This is a genomic window from Pseudobutyrivibrio sp. OR37 (assembly GCF_900113655.1).
Classification (GTDB): domain Bacteria; phylum Bacillota; class Clostridia; order Lachnospirales; family Lachnospiraceae; genus Pseudobutyrivibrio.
In genome coordinates this window covers 118161-134774 of sequence record NZ_FOQF01000003.1, presented here as the reverse complement: position 1 = coordinate 134774, position 16614 = coordinate 118161, and the positions used below count along the sequence as shown (strand labels likewise).

The following is a 16614-nucleotide window of genomic DNA, read 5'->3' as shown; positions in this document are numbered from 1 at the left end:
ATGTATAAGATTTTAGTTGTTGATGATTCTGCACTCATGAGAAGGATTATTTGTGATATTATCAACGCAGATAATGATTTTCGTGTATTAGACGTCAGTGCAGACGGCGAAGATGCTTACAACAAAATAAAGAATAATCCGTACGATTTAGTTGTTCTTGATATGATTCTTCCTAAGCTAACAGGTCTTGAACTTCTTGAAAGACTTTATTTTGAGAAGAAGGATATCAACGCTGTACTGATTAGCTCCTCTTTAAAGGAGGATGCTGATAGTACTATGAAGGCTATGGAATATGGTGCATTGGATTTCGTAGTTAAGCCTATCCGTTCTAGTGGTGAGACAAGAGAAATCTTTGGCAAGCAGCTTTTAGAAGCACTTCACAATGTTACAAAATCAAGAGCCTTTAAACAAATCGCATCAAGAGGTACAGTTAGCACTACTACTAGAGCTATTGGTGATGCTCAAAGGAAGACAGCTGAGAGGATGGATGATGTGCGAAGCAGGTTAGCTCAGGCTAAAGCAGGTATCGGTAATGCGCAGACTGGTACCACAGCAAGCGAGCCAAGGAGAACAAGCTTTACACAGACATCACAGCCAACACCAACAACATCCTCTCCAAGGCCGATTCCTTCAGCACCAAAAGCAGCAGCGGCTGAAAAACCAGTGACACCAACTGGAACTCCTTCTAGAACAAAGAAGCTTATAGCTCTTGCTTGTTCTACAGGAGGCCCACAGGCACTACACACCTTTGTGCCAATGCTTCCAGCTAATTTATCAGTCCCTCTTGTTTTGGTACAGCACATGCCAGAAGGCTTCACAGGTTCACTAGCTGCCAGATTAAATCAAATATCTGACATTACAGTGAAGGAAGCAGAAAACGGAGAATATTTTAAGCCTGGAGTAGTTTATATCACCCCAGGTGGTAAGCACATGAAAATCTGCGAAGACGGAAGTCGTGCAGCTTATTGTCAATTAGACGATGGCCCACCTGTAAACAGCTTGAAACCATGTGCTGATGTTATGTATCAGTCCTTGGCCAGAACGAGCTTCGATGAGATTATTTGTGTGGTACTTACAGGAATGGGGGCAGATGGTTCGGAGGGCATCAGGTATCTGAACCAGTACAAAAAGACTTACGTTATTTCGCAAGAGGCATCTACTTGTGTTGTTTATGGAATGCCTAAAGCGGTGGAACAAGGTGGTCTATCTAATGAGGTGGTACCACTTAAATCAGTAGCTAATTCAATAGTAAAGAAACTTGGAGGTTAGTAGGATGGATGTAAGTCAATATTTGGATATCTTTATCGACGAGACAAGTGGTCATATTCAGAGCCTTTCTGACAACATTATGGAGTTGGAAAAGGAGCCTGATAACAAGGATGTTGTAAATGAGATTTTCCGTGCTGCTCACTCTTTAAAGGGTATGGCAGGCACTATGGGATTCAAACGAATGCAGCATCTTACCCATGATATGGAAAACGTTTTCCAGGAAGTTAGAAATGATAATGTCAAGGTAAATTCTAACCTTATTGATATTCTTTTTAAGTGTCTTGATGCTATCGAAGGCTATCTGGATACAGTAAAGGCTACTTCTAACGAGGGCGAGGAAGAAAACGAGGCCTTAATTAAGCTTTTAAATGATTATCTTACTCAGGCTGAAGGTGGAGATGCCCCAGCAGCGGACGCTCCAGCAGCAGACGCAGCACCTGCAGAGGGCTCAGATGCCCCAGCAGCAGATGCAGCTAGTGGTCCACTGTTCAAGCAGATGAAGCTTGAGCCTGAGCTTATAGAAAAATTAAAAGGCGAAAAACAGCTTTACGGCTTTACTATTCATATTAGCAAGGAATGCCTGCTTAAGGCAGCAAGAGCTTTCCTTGTATTTAAGGCTGTTGAAGAATTTGGTGAGATTATGGCCTTTGATCCAAGCTCATCAGATATTGAAGATGAAAAATTCGAATTTGACTTTTCATTTATTCTCTCAACAGAATCGGAATTAGACCCTATTCTTGAGGCAGTTAAGACTGTTTCTGAAATAGAGTCTGTTGAGGCCGAGAAGGTTACACCTGATATATATGAAAAGAAGGAAGAAGAAGCTCCGGCTCCAGCACCAGAAGCATCAGCACCAGCCCCTGCACCAGCAGCGGCGGCACCAGCTCCTGCACCAGCAGCTAAGCCAGCAGCACCTGCAGGTAAAGCAGGCGGAAAGAATCAGCCAGCTAATAAACCTGTTACTTCACGTACAATTCGTGTTGATATTGAAAAGCTTGATGCTCTTATGAATCAGGTTTCCGAGCTTATCATTGCAAAGAACTCACTTGCTTCACAGAGCAACAGCTCAGGTGAAATTGATCACCAGACATTACATGAAAATATCGAATACCTAGAGAGAATTACAACCAATCTTCATGAATCAGTTATGAAGGTTCGAATGGTTCCTATCGAATCAGTAGTTGCCAAGTTCCCTCGAATGATTCGAGACCTTGATAGAAAGCTTAACAAGCCAATGGAGCTTGTTATGACAGGTGAGGATACAGAGCTTGATAGAACTGTAGTAGATCAGCTTGGTGACCCACTTCAGCATTTGCTTAGAAATTCAGCTGATCATGGTATTGAATCTCCTGAAGACAGAAAAGCTGCAGGAAAGCCTGAAAAGGGTACAATTTTCCTTAACGCTTTCCAGGAGGGCAACAACGTTATCATCGAAGTAGGCGATGATGGTGGCGGTATCAATACTGACAAGGTTCGTGACAAGGCTGTAGAGAGAGGCCTTGTAACTCCTGAAGAAGCAGAAAATCTTACTCAGAAGGAAATTATCGACTTCCTGTTTATGCCATCCTTCTCAATGGCTAAACAGATTACAGACATTTCTGGTCGAGGCGTTGGTCTTGATGTTGTTAAGAGTAATATTGAAGCTCTTGGCGGTGATGTATCCGTTAAATCTGTAATGGGTGAAGGCTCTACATTTACCGTAAGACTTCCTCTTACACTTGCTATTATTCAGGCTCTTATGGTTGAGATAAGAGACGAAAAATATGCTATTGCTTTAGCATCAATTATGAACATTGAAAATATACCAGTATCTGAAATCAAGTACGTTGAATCTAAAGAGGTTATCCATCTTAGAGGTCAGGTTATTCCTCTTATTCACCTTGATAAGATTCTTGATTTTGAGCCAAAGGAAAGCCAGGAGGATACAATGACAGTTGTTATTTGTAAGAAGGGCGACACTTTAGGCGGTATAATCGTAGATAATCTTATTGGACAGCTTGAAATCGTTATTAAGTCACTTGGTAAGCTTGACAATAACAAGCTCATCAGCGGTGCAACTATCCTTGGTGATGGCGAAATCGCTATGATTCTTGATGTCAATGCTGTTATTTAATAGGAGGTGAGACCATGTCAGATATGGCTATGTATGATGTAGTTGAGAAAGAAAAGAAGCAATACATTGTTGTAAAAATAGGTGGCGAGCATTATGGTATCGACATTTCCTATATTGATAATATTGTTCGTATGAGCAAAATCACCAGAGTTCCAAAGGCTCCATCTTATTACAGAGGTGTTATAAACCTTCGTGGTGAGGTTGTTCCAGTAATGAGCCTTAGACGTAGAATGGATCTTGATGATGATGAATTCACAGATGCTTCTCGTATTATTATTTTAAAGCTTGATGGTGGCGGTCTTATGGGCGTTATTGTTGACGAAGTAAAAGAGGTTCTATCATTATCTGAGGATGACATCGAAGCACCATCTTCTACACTTAAGAGTAAGAATTCTTTCATCAATGGTGTAGGAAAGAATGGAGATGAGCTTATTTCTATTTTTGAAATCAGCTCTATCATAGGGGAAAATGATGCTTCTTAATGGGAGGTATGTATGCTCACACTTAATGAGGTTAATGAGAAATACTTTGATGTCCTCAAAGAGATAGGTAATATTGGCGCTGGCAATGCAACAACTGCCATCGCCAATATGCTTGGCCTTAGAATCGATATGAGCGTTCCAGAGGTTGCTTTTTTACCTGTAGAGGATTTAGGTTCAGCAATTGGCTCGGAGGATGAGATAATTGTTGGTATATTACTTGGCGTTGAGGAAGATATAGATGGTTCTATGATGTTTCTTATGGACATGACCAGTGCCCATCACATCGTAAATAAACTAATGATGCGCGACATGTCTTACAGTGAACCTTTTGATGAGATGGATTTGTCTGCAATCAAAGAGGTTGGAAACATTATTGCGGGCTCATATCTTTCCGCCCTTTCTGGTCTTACTAATTTGACAATTGTTCCATCAGTACCATTTGTAGCAGTAGATATGGCTGCGGCTATTCTTTCCGTTCCTGCTGTTCAGTTTGGTATTTTTGGTGATAATGCACTTATGATAAATACAGATTTTTCTGATGATTTGGGAATAAAGGGGCATTTTATTCTTATGCCTGAGGAAGATTCTTATGCAAAGATATTAACGGCACTAGGTGTACCAATTTAAGGAGTGTTGAGTTATGGGGCAGATGATTAAAGTCGGCATGGCCGATCTGAAAATATGCAAAGCTCCAGATAATCTTACTACCATTGGTCTAGGGTCGTGTATTGGAATTGCAATTTATGATCCTTCCACAAAGATTACCGGGCTTGCGCACATAATGCTACCTGACAGCACAGCTATCAGAAATAATTCCAATATTGCCAAATTTGCAGATACGGGAATCCAAAAGCTTTATGATGATATGCTTAAAGCTGGTGCAAATAAGGCCAGACTTGTTGCGAAGATTGCTGGAGGGGCAAAAATGTTTGAAATGCCTGGAGCCAACGCCGCCGGTATCAATGTTGGTGAGAGGAATGCTGAGGCTTCCAGGGCTAAGTTAAAGCAGCTTGGAGTAAAGCTGGTTGCAGAGGACTGTGGCTTAAACTATGGTCGAACTGTAGAGATTTATAGTGAAACAGGGCAATACTATATAAAAGCAGTTGGCAAAGAGCTGAAGATTATTTAAAATATAGATTAGATGGTTGGAGGAAATCATGAAAACTAAGCCTATACCGATTATTATTGCACTTGCAGCGGCATCTATTTCATGCGTTATTTCTATTATGCAGCATGTGGAATTTTCTGTATTTGTAAGTAGGCTTTTAGTGGTTGTTGTTATTTTCCTTGTTATGGGCACCATCATTAAAATGATTTTAGATTATTCTTTCAGAACTATTGAACCAACTGTGGCTATGGATGAACAGATTGATGCAATGATACCTGATGAAGAAGGCACAGAAGGTGCATCAGATGAGGATGTTGCAACTGCTGAGGAAAATTCGAGTGATTCTGAGGAAGGTTAAAATATCAAGAATACTCGTATTGAAGGGGGCATAAATGAAAGCAGGTGACAGAGAAAAGCTCTGGGACAAGTACAAGGCTACTCCCACACAAGAGCTTAGAGAGCAATTAATACTTGAATATGCGCCACTTGTTAAAATTGTTGCAGGTCGACTTTGCATGTATTTGGGAAATACTGTGGAGTATGAGGACTTATGCAGCTATGGTATTTTTGGCCTTATTGATGCTATAGACAAGTTCGATTTAGCAAAGGATGTTAAATTCGAAACTTATGCTAGTCTGCGCATTAGAGGCTCTATTTTGGACCAAATCAGAAAAATGGATTGGATTCCACGTACCATCAGACAGCGTCAGCGTATGATTGATGATGCTATCAAAAATATAGAAGCACGCACTGGTCATAGTGCTTCAGATGAAGAGATAGCTGACGAATTAAACATTTCTACAGATGAATTTATGAAATGGCAATCTCAGCTTAATGTTACCAACGTAGTTTCCCTAAATGAGTTTGTGGAATCTGGTAACGAGCCTGTAATGGAGGCTGAGCATAATTCTCATTTCATACAGCCAGAGGATAATATTTCCAAGCAGGAATTATCCGAAAAGCTTAAAGAAGCCTTAGATCAGCTTACAGAAAAGGAAAAACAAGTAATTTTACTTTATTATTATGAGGATTTAAATTTAAAGGAAATTAGCGCGGCTTTGGAGGTTTCTGAATCCAGAGTTTCGCAGCTTCATACCAAGGCACTTCAGAAGATGAAGTCATCACTTGGTGAATATATGGGAATATTAACAAATAGCTAGGGTAAATTATTAATTGTATGGTGTTCCAATTAGGGAGGGAATGTTATGTCAATTAGTCCAATTAATTTCAACGGAATGATTCAAAATACCAATGAAATTAGTCACACTAAAGCTAGTGAAGACCAAAAGCCATTGCTTCAGCAATCTGCTTTAACAGATACTGTTGAAAAACAACAGGAGAAGCTAGCCCATCAAGTTAATGATACTTACAATGCAAAGCGCACAGAGGATAGCTTAGACAGAGAGGGCAATGGTAAAGGTTACGAGGGTAATAAAAAACGTAGACCTCCTAAAGACAAAAAAGACGAGAAATTACAGGGCGATGGCACTGTCACAGAAAAGACAACGCCTTCGTTTGACATAAGGATTTAAAAGGGGGACTAAAAATGACAGTACTTGAAATTGTACTCCTAATCATTGGGTTATCCTTTTGCATTGGGAGTTTTTTTGTGTCTGAAAAGCTTTCTGGCAAGGACAGAGAAAATCTTCAAAAGCTCACAAAGGAGCAGATTGAAGAAATAATCAAGGATAAGATGGCAGACGCAAGGGTGGAAATGGAGGATAAGCTTTCAGCCACTATTGATGAGGCCATGGAAGAAATCGACAGAAAAACAGATAAAGAAACTACTGATAAGATTATGCAAATCTCTGAGTATTCTGATACTGTTTTGGAATCTGTAGACAAGTCTCATAAAGAAGTTACCTTCATGTATTCCATGCTTAACGAAAAGCAGCAGGATACAGTTGATATGACAAAAAAGCTTTCAGAGCTTGAAGATACACTTGTGGCATTGGATGCCTCTATCGCTAAAAAGCTGGATTTACTTAGAGATAGAGAGATAGAAATCGAAGGGGAAATGGCAGAGCTTGAAAAGGCTAAAAAGGAATCAGAAAAGTCCTTTGTAGCTTTAGGCGAAACTGTTCCTGAACCAATATCCTTTACAGAGGCCTTGGCAGAAAAATTTGCTGATGAAACCCCAAGTATCAAACCAAGTGGCAATATGGAAATACTTACTCTTCATGACGAAGGTCTATCCGAGGTTGAAATAGCTAAAAAGCTTGGAAGAGGTTTAGGAGAGGTTAAGTTTGTTCTTGGACTTTATCAGGAGGGAAGATAATGAGACTGAAATATTACATTAGAGGAATTGGGATTGGTATTACTTTTGCAACTCTTCTTTTGGCTATCAGCTTTTATTTTGGAAAGGATAGCCTTGCCAAAGAACAGCTTTCAGATGCTGAAATCATCAAAAGGGCAACGGAGCTTGGAATGGTTATGACAGAAGAGGGGCTTGAAGAAAATGTTGGAGAGGACCTTCCAGAGGAAGAGATTGATAAAACAGAGCCTGTGGCTGAAAATGAGGTACCAGAAGGTGCTTCAGAGCAATCAGTAGAAGAGGTACCACAGACTGTTGAAGAAGTAGCTAATACTGGTGATGCTTCTGTAACCTATGTCCCATTTACAGTTCGCGGTGGCGAATCTTCAGAAATGGTTTGTAGAAATCTAAAAAAGGCAGGTCTTATTGATTCTGTTGATGATTTTAATAAATATCTGAATAAATTAAATATAGATAATCTTATTCAGGCAGGTACTTTTTATGTGCAACAGGATTGCAGTTATGATGATCTTGCTGCATTACTAGTAAATAAAGATGAAAGAACAACAACCCCACCTAAGCAGGAATAACAAAAAGGCTTGCAAGAGGTCTTAATCTATGATAAATTAAAGGGGCTGTTGAAAATACACGCGTGAGGACTGACATTGGTTCCCAACCTACAGTAGGCAGGGTTTTTGTCAGGAGGAATCATGCGGAAGAACAAACCAGGAGGTATTAAAATGAGTGTTATTTCAATGAAGCAGTTACTTGAGGCAGGTGTTCACTTTGGACATCAGACACGTAGATGGAACCCTAAGATGGCTCCTTATATCTACACAGAGCGTAATGGTATCCACATTATCGACCTTCAGAAGTCTGTAGGTATGGTAGACGATGCTTACGATGTTATCTTCGATATCGCACAGCAGGGTGGTACAATCCTTTTCGTAGGTACAAAGAAGCAGGCTCAGGATGCTATCGCTACAGAGGCAGAGCGTTGCGGTATGTTCTACGTTAACGAGAGATGGCTCGGTGGTATGCTTACAAACTTTAAGACAGTTCAGACAAGAATCGCTCGTCTTAAGGAAATCGAGAAGATGGAAGCAGATGGAACATTTGATCTTCTTCCAAAGAAGGAAGTTACAGGTCTTAAGAAGGAGCAGGAGAAGCTTACAAAGGTTCTCGGCGGTATTAAGGAAATGAACAGAATTCCTGATGCTATCTTCGTTATCGATCCTAAGAAGGAGCACATCTGTATCCAGGAAGCACACGCACTTGGTATTCCACTTGTAGGTGTTTGCGATACAAACTGTGATCCAGATGAGCTTGATTATGTAATCCCTGGTAACGATGATGCTATCCGTGCAGTAAAGCTTATCGTTGCAAAGATGGCAGACGCTGTTATCGAAGCAAAGCAGGGTGAAATGAATGAGGTTGCTGAGGAATCAGCAGAAGCAGTAGAGGAGGCATAAAATTATGGCAGCTATTACAGCAGCAATGGTAAAAGACCTTCGCGAGCAGTCTGGCGCAGGTATGATGGATTGTAAGAAGGCACTCGCTGAGTGCGATGGTGATATGGATGCAGCTTTCGAGCTCCTTCGTAAGAATGGTGCGGCTAAGGCTGAAAAGAAGGCATCTCGTATCGCAGCAGAGGGTATCTGCAAGGTTGTAGTTGATGGCAATACAGCAGTTGTTCTTGAGGTTAACTCAGAGACTGACTTCGTTGCTAAGAACGAAAAGTTCCAGACTTACGTAGAAAAGGTTGCTAACCAGATTCTTAAGTCTGATGTTAAGACTATCGATGAATTATTAGCTCAGCCATGGGCAGAGGATTCATCAAAGACAGTTAATGATGTACACGTAGAAATGGTTGCTACAATCGGTGAGAAGCTTTCTCTTCGTCGTTTTGAGAAGGTTACAGCTGATGGTTTCGTAGTATCATATACACACGGTGGTGGACGTATTGGCGTTATCGTTAATATGGCTGGCGCTGAGTGCGATGCAGCTAAGGAAGCAGCTACAAACATTGCTATGCAGATTGCAGCTCTTAATCCTAAGTATGTATCACGTGATGAAGTTTCTGCAGACTACATCGCACACGAGAAGGAAATCCTTCTTGCTCAGATTATGAACGATCCTAAGGAGTCACAGAAGCCTGAGAAGGTTATCAATGGCATGATCGAAGGCCGTGTATCTAAGGAGCTTAAGGAAATCTGCTTACTTGATCAGGTTTACGTTAAGGCTGAGGATGGAAAGCAGACAGTTGCTAAGTACTTAGAGCAGGTATCTAAGGAAGCAGGTTCTGACATCACAGTTAAGAGCTTTGTTCGTTATGAGACTGGTGAAGGTCTTGAGAAGAAGAACGAAGACTTCGCAGCTGAGGTTGCTGCTCAGATGAACGCATAATTCGTAAGAATTTTAGGCAGTCACGAAAGTGACTGCCTTTTTTTATATTCTGGGCTGGTGTGGCTTGTCCTATAGAATTACTGGATTGTGCGAATAGTAACATTGTCTTTGTTTTTTTGCCTTTATATTGAGAATATGTTGTGTTAGAATGGAAAAGGAAAAATTTAAGGGGGAGGACGAGCTGTGGAAAATGTAAACGAGGGGCTTGAAAGACAACGCGCTAAGCGGAAACGCGTTGCACGTATGAAGAAATTCATTGTTACAACGATTTTGGCCTTTATGGTACTTACCATTACAGTCATGAGTGTTTTATGCTACCAGGTATTATCCCTGAAGAAAGAGCTTCGTGAGCTTTCTAAACAGGTTTATGTATCTACAGATGTAGCAGATTCGAATGAAATGGTTGATGATAGCGTATTAGACGATGTCTACAAGGTGGATGACATCGATAATATCGCTGAGGAGGGGGATATTCCAAAGGTTTATCTGACTTTTGATGATGGCCCAAGTTCTAATACAGACAAGATACTTGATATTCTAGATGATTATAATGTCAAAGCTACCTTCTTTGTATGTGGAAAGGATTTGGAGGTTTATGGTGACGCCTATAAACGAATAGTTGAAGATGGCCACACCATAGGAATGCATTCTTACAGTCATAGCTTTGGAGATATTTATTCTTCTGGTGATGCTTTTGCTGCAGATTACAATAAGATTCATGATCTTATATTAAATACTACAGGAGTGGATACTAAATACTATAGATTTCCTGGTGGTAGTAGTAATAAGGTGAGCAGCACAAGCATGTCTACTTTCATTAATTATCTGAATGAGCAGGGGGCGATTTATTACGATTGGAATGTTGCCTCTGGTGATGCTACTTCACAGGCTTTTTCATCAGAACAGCTTGTTGATAATGTGATGAAAGATGTGGTAAAATACAAGACGTCTGTAGTATTGTTGCATGATGCATCAAATAAAAATGCTACTGTAGAAGCTTTACCAGGCTTAATAGAAGCACTACAGGAAAAGGGAGCTATGATTTTACCAATCACAGATGAAACGACAATTATACAGCATGTAAATGTTGTACAATAAATAAAATTGGAGGATTTGTTATGGGCTTTTTTAAGGATTTTAAAGAGGATTTCAATGACGCTTTAGACGAAATGGCTGGAACAGAAGAGACACCTAACGAAGAGGTTATGGTCAACACTCTAGATGGGGATATTGATGTTGAGTCTGAGCTTAATAAGCTTGATGGTCTTTTAGAGCAAGTCACAAAGAAGGTTGAAACTCCTTCCGTTAGTAAGCCGGAGGCTAGTACACATGTTGAGCCTCAAGAGGAGAGAAAATCATTTTTCGACACAAAAAAAGAAACTAAAATGGAGGCACCAAGGGCAATGGAAGTTATGGGAAATGCACCTGAGACAAGAGCTCAGGCATCAGATGAAAATGCAGTTATTACTGCAGGTATGAAAATCACAGGTAATGTTGAATCAGTTGGTTCAATTGAAGTACAGGGAGAAATCGTTGGTGATGTTGCTTGTAATGGCAAGCTTGTTATTACAGGTAAGGTAAATGGTAATTCTAACTCATCTGAGTTTTTTGCAGATGCTGCTAAAATCGAGGGTGAAGTTATTACAACAGGTACAGCAAAAATTGGTGTTGGATCTGTAATTATTGGTAATATCACTGCTACATCAGCAGTTATCGCAGGCGCTGTTAAGGGCGATATCGATGTTAACGGACCAGTTGTTGTTGACACATCAGCAGTTGTAATGGGTAACATTAAGTCTCGCTCAGTACAGATTAATAATGGCGCTGTTATCGAGGGCTTCTGCTCACAGAGCTACTCTGATGTTGATGTTAACAGTGTATTTAATATTTAAAACAAAGGAAAATTCTAATAATGAAGAGAGTATTACTTAAGCTTAGTGGAGAAGCGTTATCAGGTGATAAGGGGTTTGGTTTCGATGAAGCTACATGTGTCATGGTAGCAAAGCAGGTAAAAAAGCTTGTTGATGATGGCGTTCAAGTAGGCGTTGTTATCGGCGGTGGTAATTTCTGGAGAGGTCGTTCATCAGAAAAAATCGATAGAACAAAGGCTGACCAGATTGGTATGCTTGCTACAGTTATGAACTGTGTTTATGTTTCTGAAATCTTTAGAACAGAAGGCATGAGAACTTCAGTTTTAACTCCATTTGAATGTGGAAATGTTTCAAAGCTGTATTCAAAGGATAGAGCTAATAAATACTTCGAAAGAGGAATGGTTGTTTTCTTTGCCGGTGGTACAGGACATCCATATTTCTCAACAGATACTGCTACTGTACTTCGCGCAGTTGAGATTGAAGCAGATGTTATTCTTCTTGCTAAATCTATCGACGGTGTATACGATAGTGATCCTGCTAAGAATCCTGACGCTAAGCGTTATGATGAAGTTAGCATTAGTGAAGTAATCGATAAGAAGCTTCAGGTAGTAGATATGACAGCATCTGTCATCGCTATGGAGCAGAAAATGCCAATGTATGTATTCTCTTTAAATGAAGAGGATTCAATAGTTAAGGCTATTACAGGAAAATTTAATGGAACAGTTGTTACTGTTTAAGGAGGATTAATGGATAATATACTTTCAACCTACGAAGAGAAAATGACAAAGAGTTATAATAATCTCGAAAGCGAATACACAACTATTCGTGCAGGAAGAGCTAATCCACATATCTTAGATAAGATTACAGTTGATTACTACGGAGCACCAACTCCACTTCAGCAGGTAGCTAATATCTCAGTCCCAGAGCCACGTCTTATTCAGATTCAGCCATGGGAACCATCACTTGTTAAAGAGATTGAAAAAGCTATTAACATGTCAGATATTGGTATCAACCCAACAAACGATGGAAAGCTTATTCGTCTTGTATTCCCAGAGCTTACTGAAGAGCGTCGTAAGGAGATTGCAAAGGAAGTTAAGAAGCATGGTGAAGATGCAAAGGTTGCAATCAGAAATATCAGAAGAGATGCTATCGATACATTAAAGAAGCACTCAAAGGATGAGGGCGTTTCTGAGGATGAAATTAAGGACCTTGAGGACAAGTGCCAAAAGATGACTGATAAGTTCATCGCGGAAATCGATAAGGCTGTTGAAGCTAAGACAAAGGAAATTATGACAGTTTAATTTTTAGTCTTTTAAGGGCACAGTTTTGTGCCCTTTTCAATTATTTATAGAACTTTGGAGGGTGCTATGAACGTACCAGAACATATTGCGATTATATTAGACGGAAATGGTCGTTGGGCCAAGTCGAAGGGAATGCCACGTACTTATGGCCACACTGTAGGGGCTAAGAACGTGGAAGTCATTTGTAGAGCTGCCCATGATCTTGGCGTTAAATATGTGACCATGTATGCTTTTTCTACAGAAAACTGGTCACGACCAGCTGATGAAGTTAAAGCTTTAATGAAGCTACTTGGAGAATACATTAAGACTTGTATGAAAACAGCAAAAAAGGATAATCTTCGAGTTAGATTCATTGGTGATTTATCAAAATTAGATGATAAGCTTAGAGCCAGCATTGCTGAACTTACAGAATATTCATCTCAATTCACAGGATTAACACTTACTATTGCTATAAATTACGGTAGCAGAGATGAAATGACAAGAGCAATTAAAAAGGTTGCCAGTGATGTAAAGGATGGCTCTATAGATATAAACGATATAGATGAAAAGTTATTTTCTGGATATCTTGATACTAAGGATATTCCAGATCCAGATTTTATGATTCGTACATCCGGGGAGCAGAGATTATCAAACTATTTACTATGGCAGTTGGCTTATGCTGAGTTTTATTTCACTCCAGTTCCATGGCCTGAATTTACACCAGATGAGCTTAAAAAAGCTATAGAAGAATATGATAAAAGAAACCGTCGATTTGGCGGAATTTAGGAAGGAAATAATATGTTTGTTACCAGATTGATAAGTGGGGTAGTTCTTATAGCTCTTTCGCTATTATTTATTTGCACAGGTGGGGATGTTTTACTTGGCGTAATGCTAGTTCTTTCTTTGATAGGAATGTTTGAGCTTTACAGGATATTTAAGGTTGAAAAGAGCTTGCCTGGAATATTAGGCTATGTTGCTTGTATCACTTATTACATGGATTTAAGATTCAAATTCTGTCAGGATAATATGGTTATATTCTTAGGATTTCTCATTTTCCTATTAGCAGTGTTTGTATTTGGATATCCTAAATATCATAGTCACCAGATAATGGCTACATTCTTTGGATTATTTTACGTTGGCGTAATGCTTTCATTCTTGTATCAAACAAGAATGCTTCCAGATGGACAGTTTATTGTATGGGCAATTTTCTTATGCTCATGGGGTAGTGATACATCAGCTTATTGCGTTGGCGTTTTATTTGGAAAGCATAAAATGTCACCTATTTTGTCGCCAAAGAAATCTGTAGAAGGTGCTATTGGCGGAGTGCTTGGTGCAATGCTATTTACACTAATCTATTGTTATGCTATTTCTGCAGCATTCCATATGGATGATTTTGCTATTTTACCACTTGTAATTATCTCAGGCGTTGGTGCGCTTATTTCTATGGTAGGAGATTTGGCAGCATCAGCTATTAAGCGTAATTTTGAGATTAAGGATTATGGCAAATTAATCCCAGGTCACGGCGGAGTTTTAGATCGTTTTGATAGCATGATTATTACTGCACCAATTATCTTTTTCTTGGCATATTATTTTTATGTATAATACTTAAATTTTGATTCGAGGTGTTTTTGTATGTCACAAAAAATTGCTATATTAGGTTCTACAGGATCAATAGGAACACAGACTCTTGATATTGTTTCTCAGAATCCTAATGACTTACAGGTTGTTGCCATGTCATGTGGTAGCAACATAGATCTTTTTGAAAAGCAGATTAGAAAATACAATCCAGCTTTGGTTTCTGTTGGCACAGAAGAGTTGGCCAAGGATTTAAAGACTCGTATTGCAGATTTGGATGTTACTGTTTTATACGGTATGGATGGTCTTATTTCTGTAGCTGCCTTTGATAGTGCAGATACAGTTGTAACAGCAGTTGTGGGTATGATTGGAGTTCAGCCTACTATAGCTGCAATTAATGCAGGGAAAAATATTGCTCTTGCCAACAAAGAGACATTAGTTACTGCAGGACATATCATAATGCCACTTGCAAAGGAAAAGGGTGTTTCAATACTTCCTGTTGATAGTGAGCATAGTGCTATTTTTCAATCCTTAAATGGCGAGAGACACAATGAGATATCTAAGATTCTTCTTACTGCGTCGGGTGGCCCTTTTAGAGGTCGTACCTTGGAGGAGCTTGAAAATGTTAGAGTAGAGGATGCCTTAAAGCACCCTAATTGGTCAATGGGAGCAAAAATTACTATTGATTCTGCGACTATGATTAATAAGGGCTTGGAGGTTATGGAAGCTAAATGGTTATTTGGCGTTAATCTTAATCAGATTGAGGTTGTTGTTCATCCTCAGAGTATATTGCATTCTGCAGTAGAGTTTATGGATGGGGCAGTTATTGGTCAGATGGGAACTCCAGATATGAGACTTCCTATTCTTTACGCATTGTTCTACCCTAACAGAAAGACTTTATATGCCGAGCCTCTTGATTTATTCAAAGTAGGCACACTTACCTTTGAAAAGCCTGATATGGAGACTTTCTACGGCTTATCGTTAGCTTATGATGCAATGGACGCAGGTGGAAATATTCCTACAGTTTTCAATGCGGCAAATGAGAGAGCTGTAGCAAAGTTTTTAGATAACAAGATTAAGTTTTTAGAGATACCAGAAATCGTATCTGAGGCAATGATTAATGTTAACTTTATTAATAATCCTACTATTAAGCAGGTTCTTGAAACTGAGCAGATGACTTACGACTTTATTGAGAGCAGGTGGTAATAATGAAAATAATACTCGCTATACTTATTTTTAGCTTTATTATTATTTTTCATGAATTAGGACATTTTCTTTTTGCAAAGAAATGTAATGTTAAAGTAAATGAGTTTACTCTTGGACTTGGTCCAACAATTCTTTCTTGGGGCAAGGGCGAGACAAAGTATTGTCTTAAGCTTCTTCCTTTTGGTGGTTCTTGTGTAATGGAAGGTGAGGATGAGGAAAGTGATAGTGAAAGAGCATTTGGCAACAAATCTCTTTTTGAGAGATTCCAAATCGTTTTTGGTGGACCACTTTTTAATTTTATTCTGGCCTATATTCTTTCAGTGGTTTACATTGCATCAATAGGTGTTAATGACACCACCATTACTGATGTAATGGAAAACATGCCTGCTGCCGAAGCTGGTATGGAAGCAGGTGATGAAATCATCAGTATTAATGGCTACAATGTTCATTTTTATAATGAGGTTAGTATATATACCTTCCTTCACGCCAATGAAGATAGCTATAAGGTTGTATATATGCGAGATGGTCAGAAGCACACCACCACACTCACACCTAAGTATTCCGAGGAGACAGGAAGAAAGATGATTGGTGTTACAAAGAATGCCGATTATCAAAAGGTTTCTCCAATAGGCGTGCTTAAATATTCTCTATACGAGATTAAATATCAGATATATGTTACATTATCAAGCTTAAAGCTACTGTTTACTGGTCAGGTATCTGTAAACGAAGTGTCAGGACCTGTCGGTGTGGTTACCACTATATCATCTGTATATGACCAGTCAGTTACTAGTGGTATTTTCTATGTATTTATTAATTTAACATCTATTGCAATTTTACTTTCTGCAAACTTAGGTGTTATGAATTTGCTTCCATTTCCAGCTTTAGATGGAGGAAGAATTTTACTTATCATTATCGAAGCAATCAGAGGAAAGAAGATGAAGCCTGAAATTGAAAATGGCATTAATCTTGTGGGATTTGCATTGCTAATGCTGTTGATGGTTGTGGTTATGTATAATGATATTATTAAGTTAATATAGCTGACGGTTGAGG

At 39.3% G+C, this 16614-nt stretch carries 20 protein-coding genes; all 20 read left to right on the top strand.

Annotated elements, in window-relative coordinates; translation table 11 throughout:
* The 20 genes from cheB (at window position 1) to rseP (ending at window position 16601) form a co-directional block, all read left to right on the top strand.
* Window positions 1–1269 carry a chemotaxis-specific protein-glutamate methyltransferase CheB gene (cheB, locus tag BM097_RS02600; protein ID WP_090545595.1) on the top strand — a complete coding sequence of 423 codons (1269 nt, stop codon included), beginning with the start codon at window positions 1–3 and terminating at the stop codon, window positions 1267–1269.
* A 4-nt stretch (window positions 1270–1273) separates the two neighbouring features.
* Window positions 1274–3382, top strand: a complete 2109-nt coding sequence (locus BM097_RS02595) for a chemotaxis protein CheA (protein WP_090545594.1) — start codon at window positions 1274–1276, stop codon at window positions 3380–3382.
* 14 nt (window positions 3383–3396) lie between these two features.
* Window positions 3397–3864 carry a chemotaxis protein CheW gene (locus BM097_RS02590; protein ID WP_090545592.1) on the top strand — a complete coding sequence of 156 codons (468 nt, stop codon included), beginning with the start codon at window positions 3397–3399 and terminating at the stop codon, window positions 3862–3864.
* A 12-nt stretch (window positions 3865–3876) separates the two neighbouring features.
* A complete protein-coding gene (locus BM097_RS02585; RefSeq protein WP_090545590.1) occupies window positions 3877–4491 on the top strand; it encodes a chemotaxis protein CheC in 615 nt (204 codons plus the stop codon).
* Between the two features lie 13 nt (window positions 4492–4504).
* A complete protein-coding gene (locus BM097_RS02580) occupies window positions 4505–4993 on the top strand; it encodes a chemotaxis protein CheD (RefSeq protein WP_090545588.1) in 489 nt (162 codons plus the stop codon).
* A gap of 28 nt (window positions 4994–5021) precedes the next feature.
* Window positions 5022–5330 carry a hypothetical protein gene (locus tag BM097_RS02575; protein ID WP_090545586.1) on the top strand — a complete coding sequence of 103 codons (309 nt, stop codon included), beginning with the start codon at window positions 5022–5024 and terminating at the stop codon, window positions 5328–5330.
* A 34-nt stretch (window positions 5331–5364) separates the two neighbouring features.
* A complete protein-coding gene (locus BM097_RS02570; RefSeq protein ID WP_090545584.1) occupies window positions 5365–6132 on the top strand; it encodes a FliA/WhiG family RNA polymerase sigma factor in 768 nt (255 codons plus the stop codon).
* A gap of 45 nt (window positions 6133–6177) precedes the next feature.
* Window positions 6178–6504 carry a hypothetical protein gene (locus BM097_RS02565; RefSeq protein WP_090545582.1) on the top strand — a complete coding sequence of 109 codons (327 nt, stop codon included), beginning with the start codon at window positions 6178–6180 and terminating at the stop codon, window positions 6502–6504.
* Window positions 6505–6581: 77 nt separating this feature from the next.
* Entirely contained in the window at window positions 6582–7250 is a 669-nt protein-coding gene (locus BM097_RS02560) for a DUF6115 domain-containing protein (protein WP_143084946.1), read from the top strand.
* Window positions 7250–7816, top strand: a complete 567-nt coding sequence (locus tag BM097_RS02555; protein WP_090545578.1) for an MltG/YceG/YrrL family protein — start codon at window positions 7250–7252, stop codon at window positions 7814–7816. Before BM097_RS02560 ends, BM097_RS02555 begins: the two co-directional genes overlap by 1 nt.
* Window positions 7817–7966: 150 nt before the next feature.
* Window positions 7967–8698, top strand: coding sequence for a 30S ribosomal protein S2 (rpsB, locus tag BM097_RS02550; protein ID WP_090545576.1), 732 nt, complete (start codon window positions 7967–7969; stop codon window positions 8696–8698).
* A gap of 4 nt (window positions 8699–8702) precedes the next feature.
* Window positions 8703–9632: a translation elongation factor Ts gene (tsf, locus tag BM097_RS02545; protein WP_090545574.1), complete on the top strand. Its 930-nt coding sequence runs from the start codon at window positions 8703–8705 to the stop codon at window positions 9630–9632.
* A 183-nt stretch (window positions 9633–9815) separates the two neighbouring features.
* Complete coding sequence (locus BM097_RS02540) at window positions 9816–10730, top strand: polysaccharide deacetylase family protein (protein WP_242944644.1); 915 nt, start codon at window positions 9816–9818, stop codon at window positions 10728–10730.
* Window positions 10731–10750: 20 nt separating this feature from the next.
* Window positions 10751–11524 carry a polymer-forming cytoskeletal protein gene (locus BM097_RS02535; RefSeq protein WP_090545572.1) on the top strand — a complete coding sequence of 258 codons (774 nt, stop codon included), beginning with the start codon at window positions 10751–10753 and terminating at the stop codon, window positions 11522–11524.
* A 20-nt stretch (window positions 11525–11544) separates the two neighbouring features.
* A complete protein-coding gene (pyrH, locus tag BM097_RS02530; RefSeq protein WP_090545570.1) occupies window positions 11545–12240 on the top strand; it encodes a UMP kinase in 696 nt (231 codons plus the stop codon).
* A gap of 9 nt (window positions 12241–12249) precedes the next feature.
* Window positions 12250–12804 carry a ribosome recycling factor gene (gene frr / locus BM097_RS02525; RefSeq protein ID WP_090545568.1) on the top strand — a complete coding sequence of 185 codons (555 nt, stop codon included), beginning with the start codon at window positions 12250–12252 and terminating at the stop codon, window positions 12802–12804.
* 66 nt (window positions 12805–12870) lie between these two features.
* Window positions 12871–13569, top strand: a complete 699-nt coding sequence (locus BM097_RS02520) for an isoprenyl transferase (RefSeq protein WP_090545566.1) — start codon at window positions 12871–12873, stop codon at window positions 13567–13569.
* Window positions 13570–13581: 12 nt separating this feature from the next.
* On the top strand, window positions 13582–14385 hold the full coding sequence (locus BM097_RS02515) for a phosphatidate cytidylyltransferase (RefSeq protein ID WP_090545564.1): 804 nt from the start codon (window positions 13582–13584) through the stop codon (window positions 14383–14385).
* A 30-nt stretch (window positions 14386–14415) separates the two neighbouring features.
* A complete protein-coding gene (locus tag BM097_RS02510; RefSeq protein ID WP_090545563.1) occupies window positions 14416–15564 on the top strand; it encodes a 1-deoxy-D-xylulose-5-phosphate reductoisomerase in 1149 nt (382 codons plus the stop codon).
* Window positions 15565–15566: 2 nt separating this feature from the next.
* A complete protein-coding gene (gene rseP / locus BM097_RS02505) occupies window positions 15567–16601 on the top strand; it encodes an RIP metalloprotease RseP (RefSeq protein ID WP_090545562.1) in 1035 nt (344 codons plus the stop codon).
* The last annotated feature ends 13 nt before the right edge of the window (window positions 16602–16614 follow it).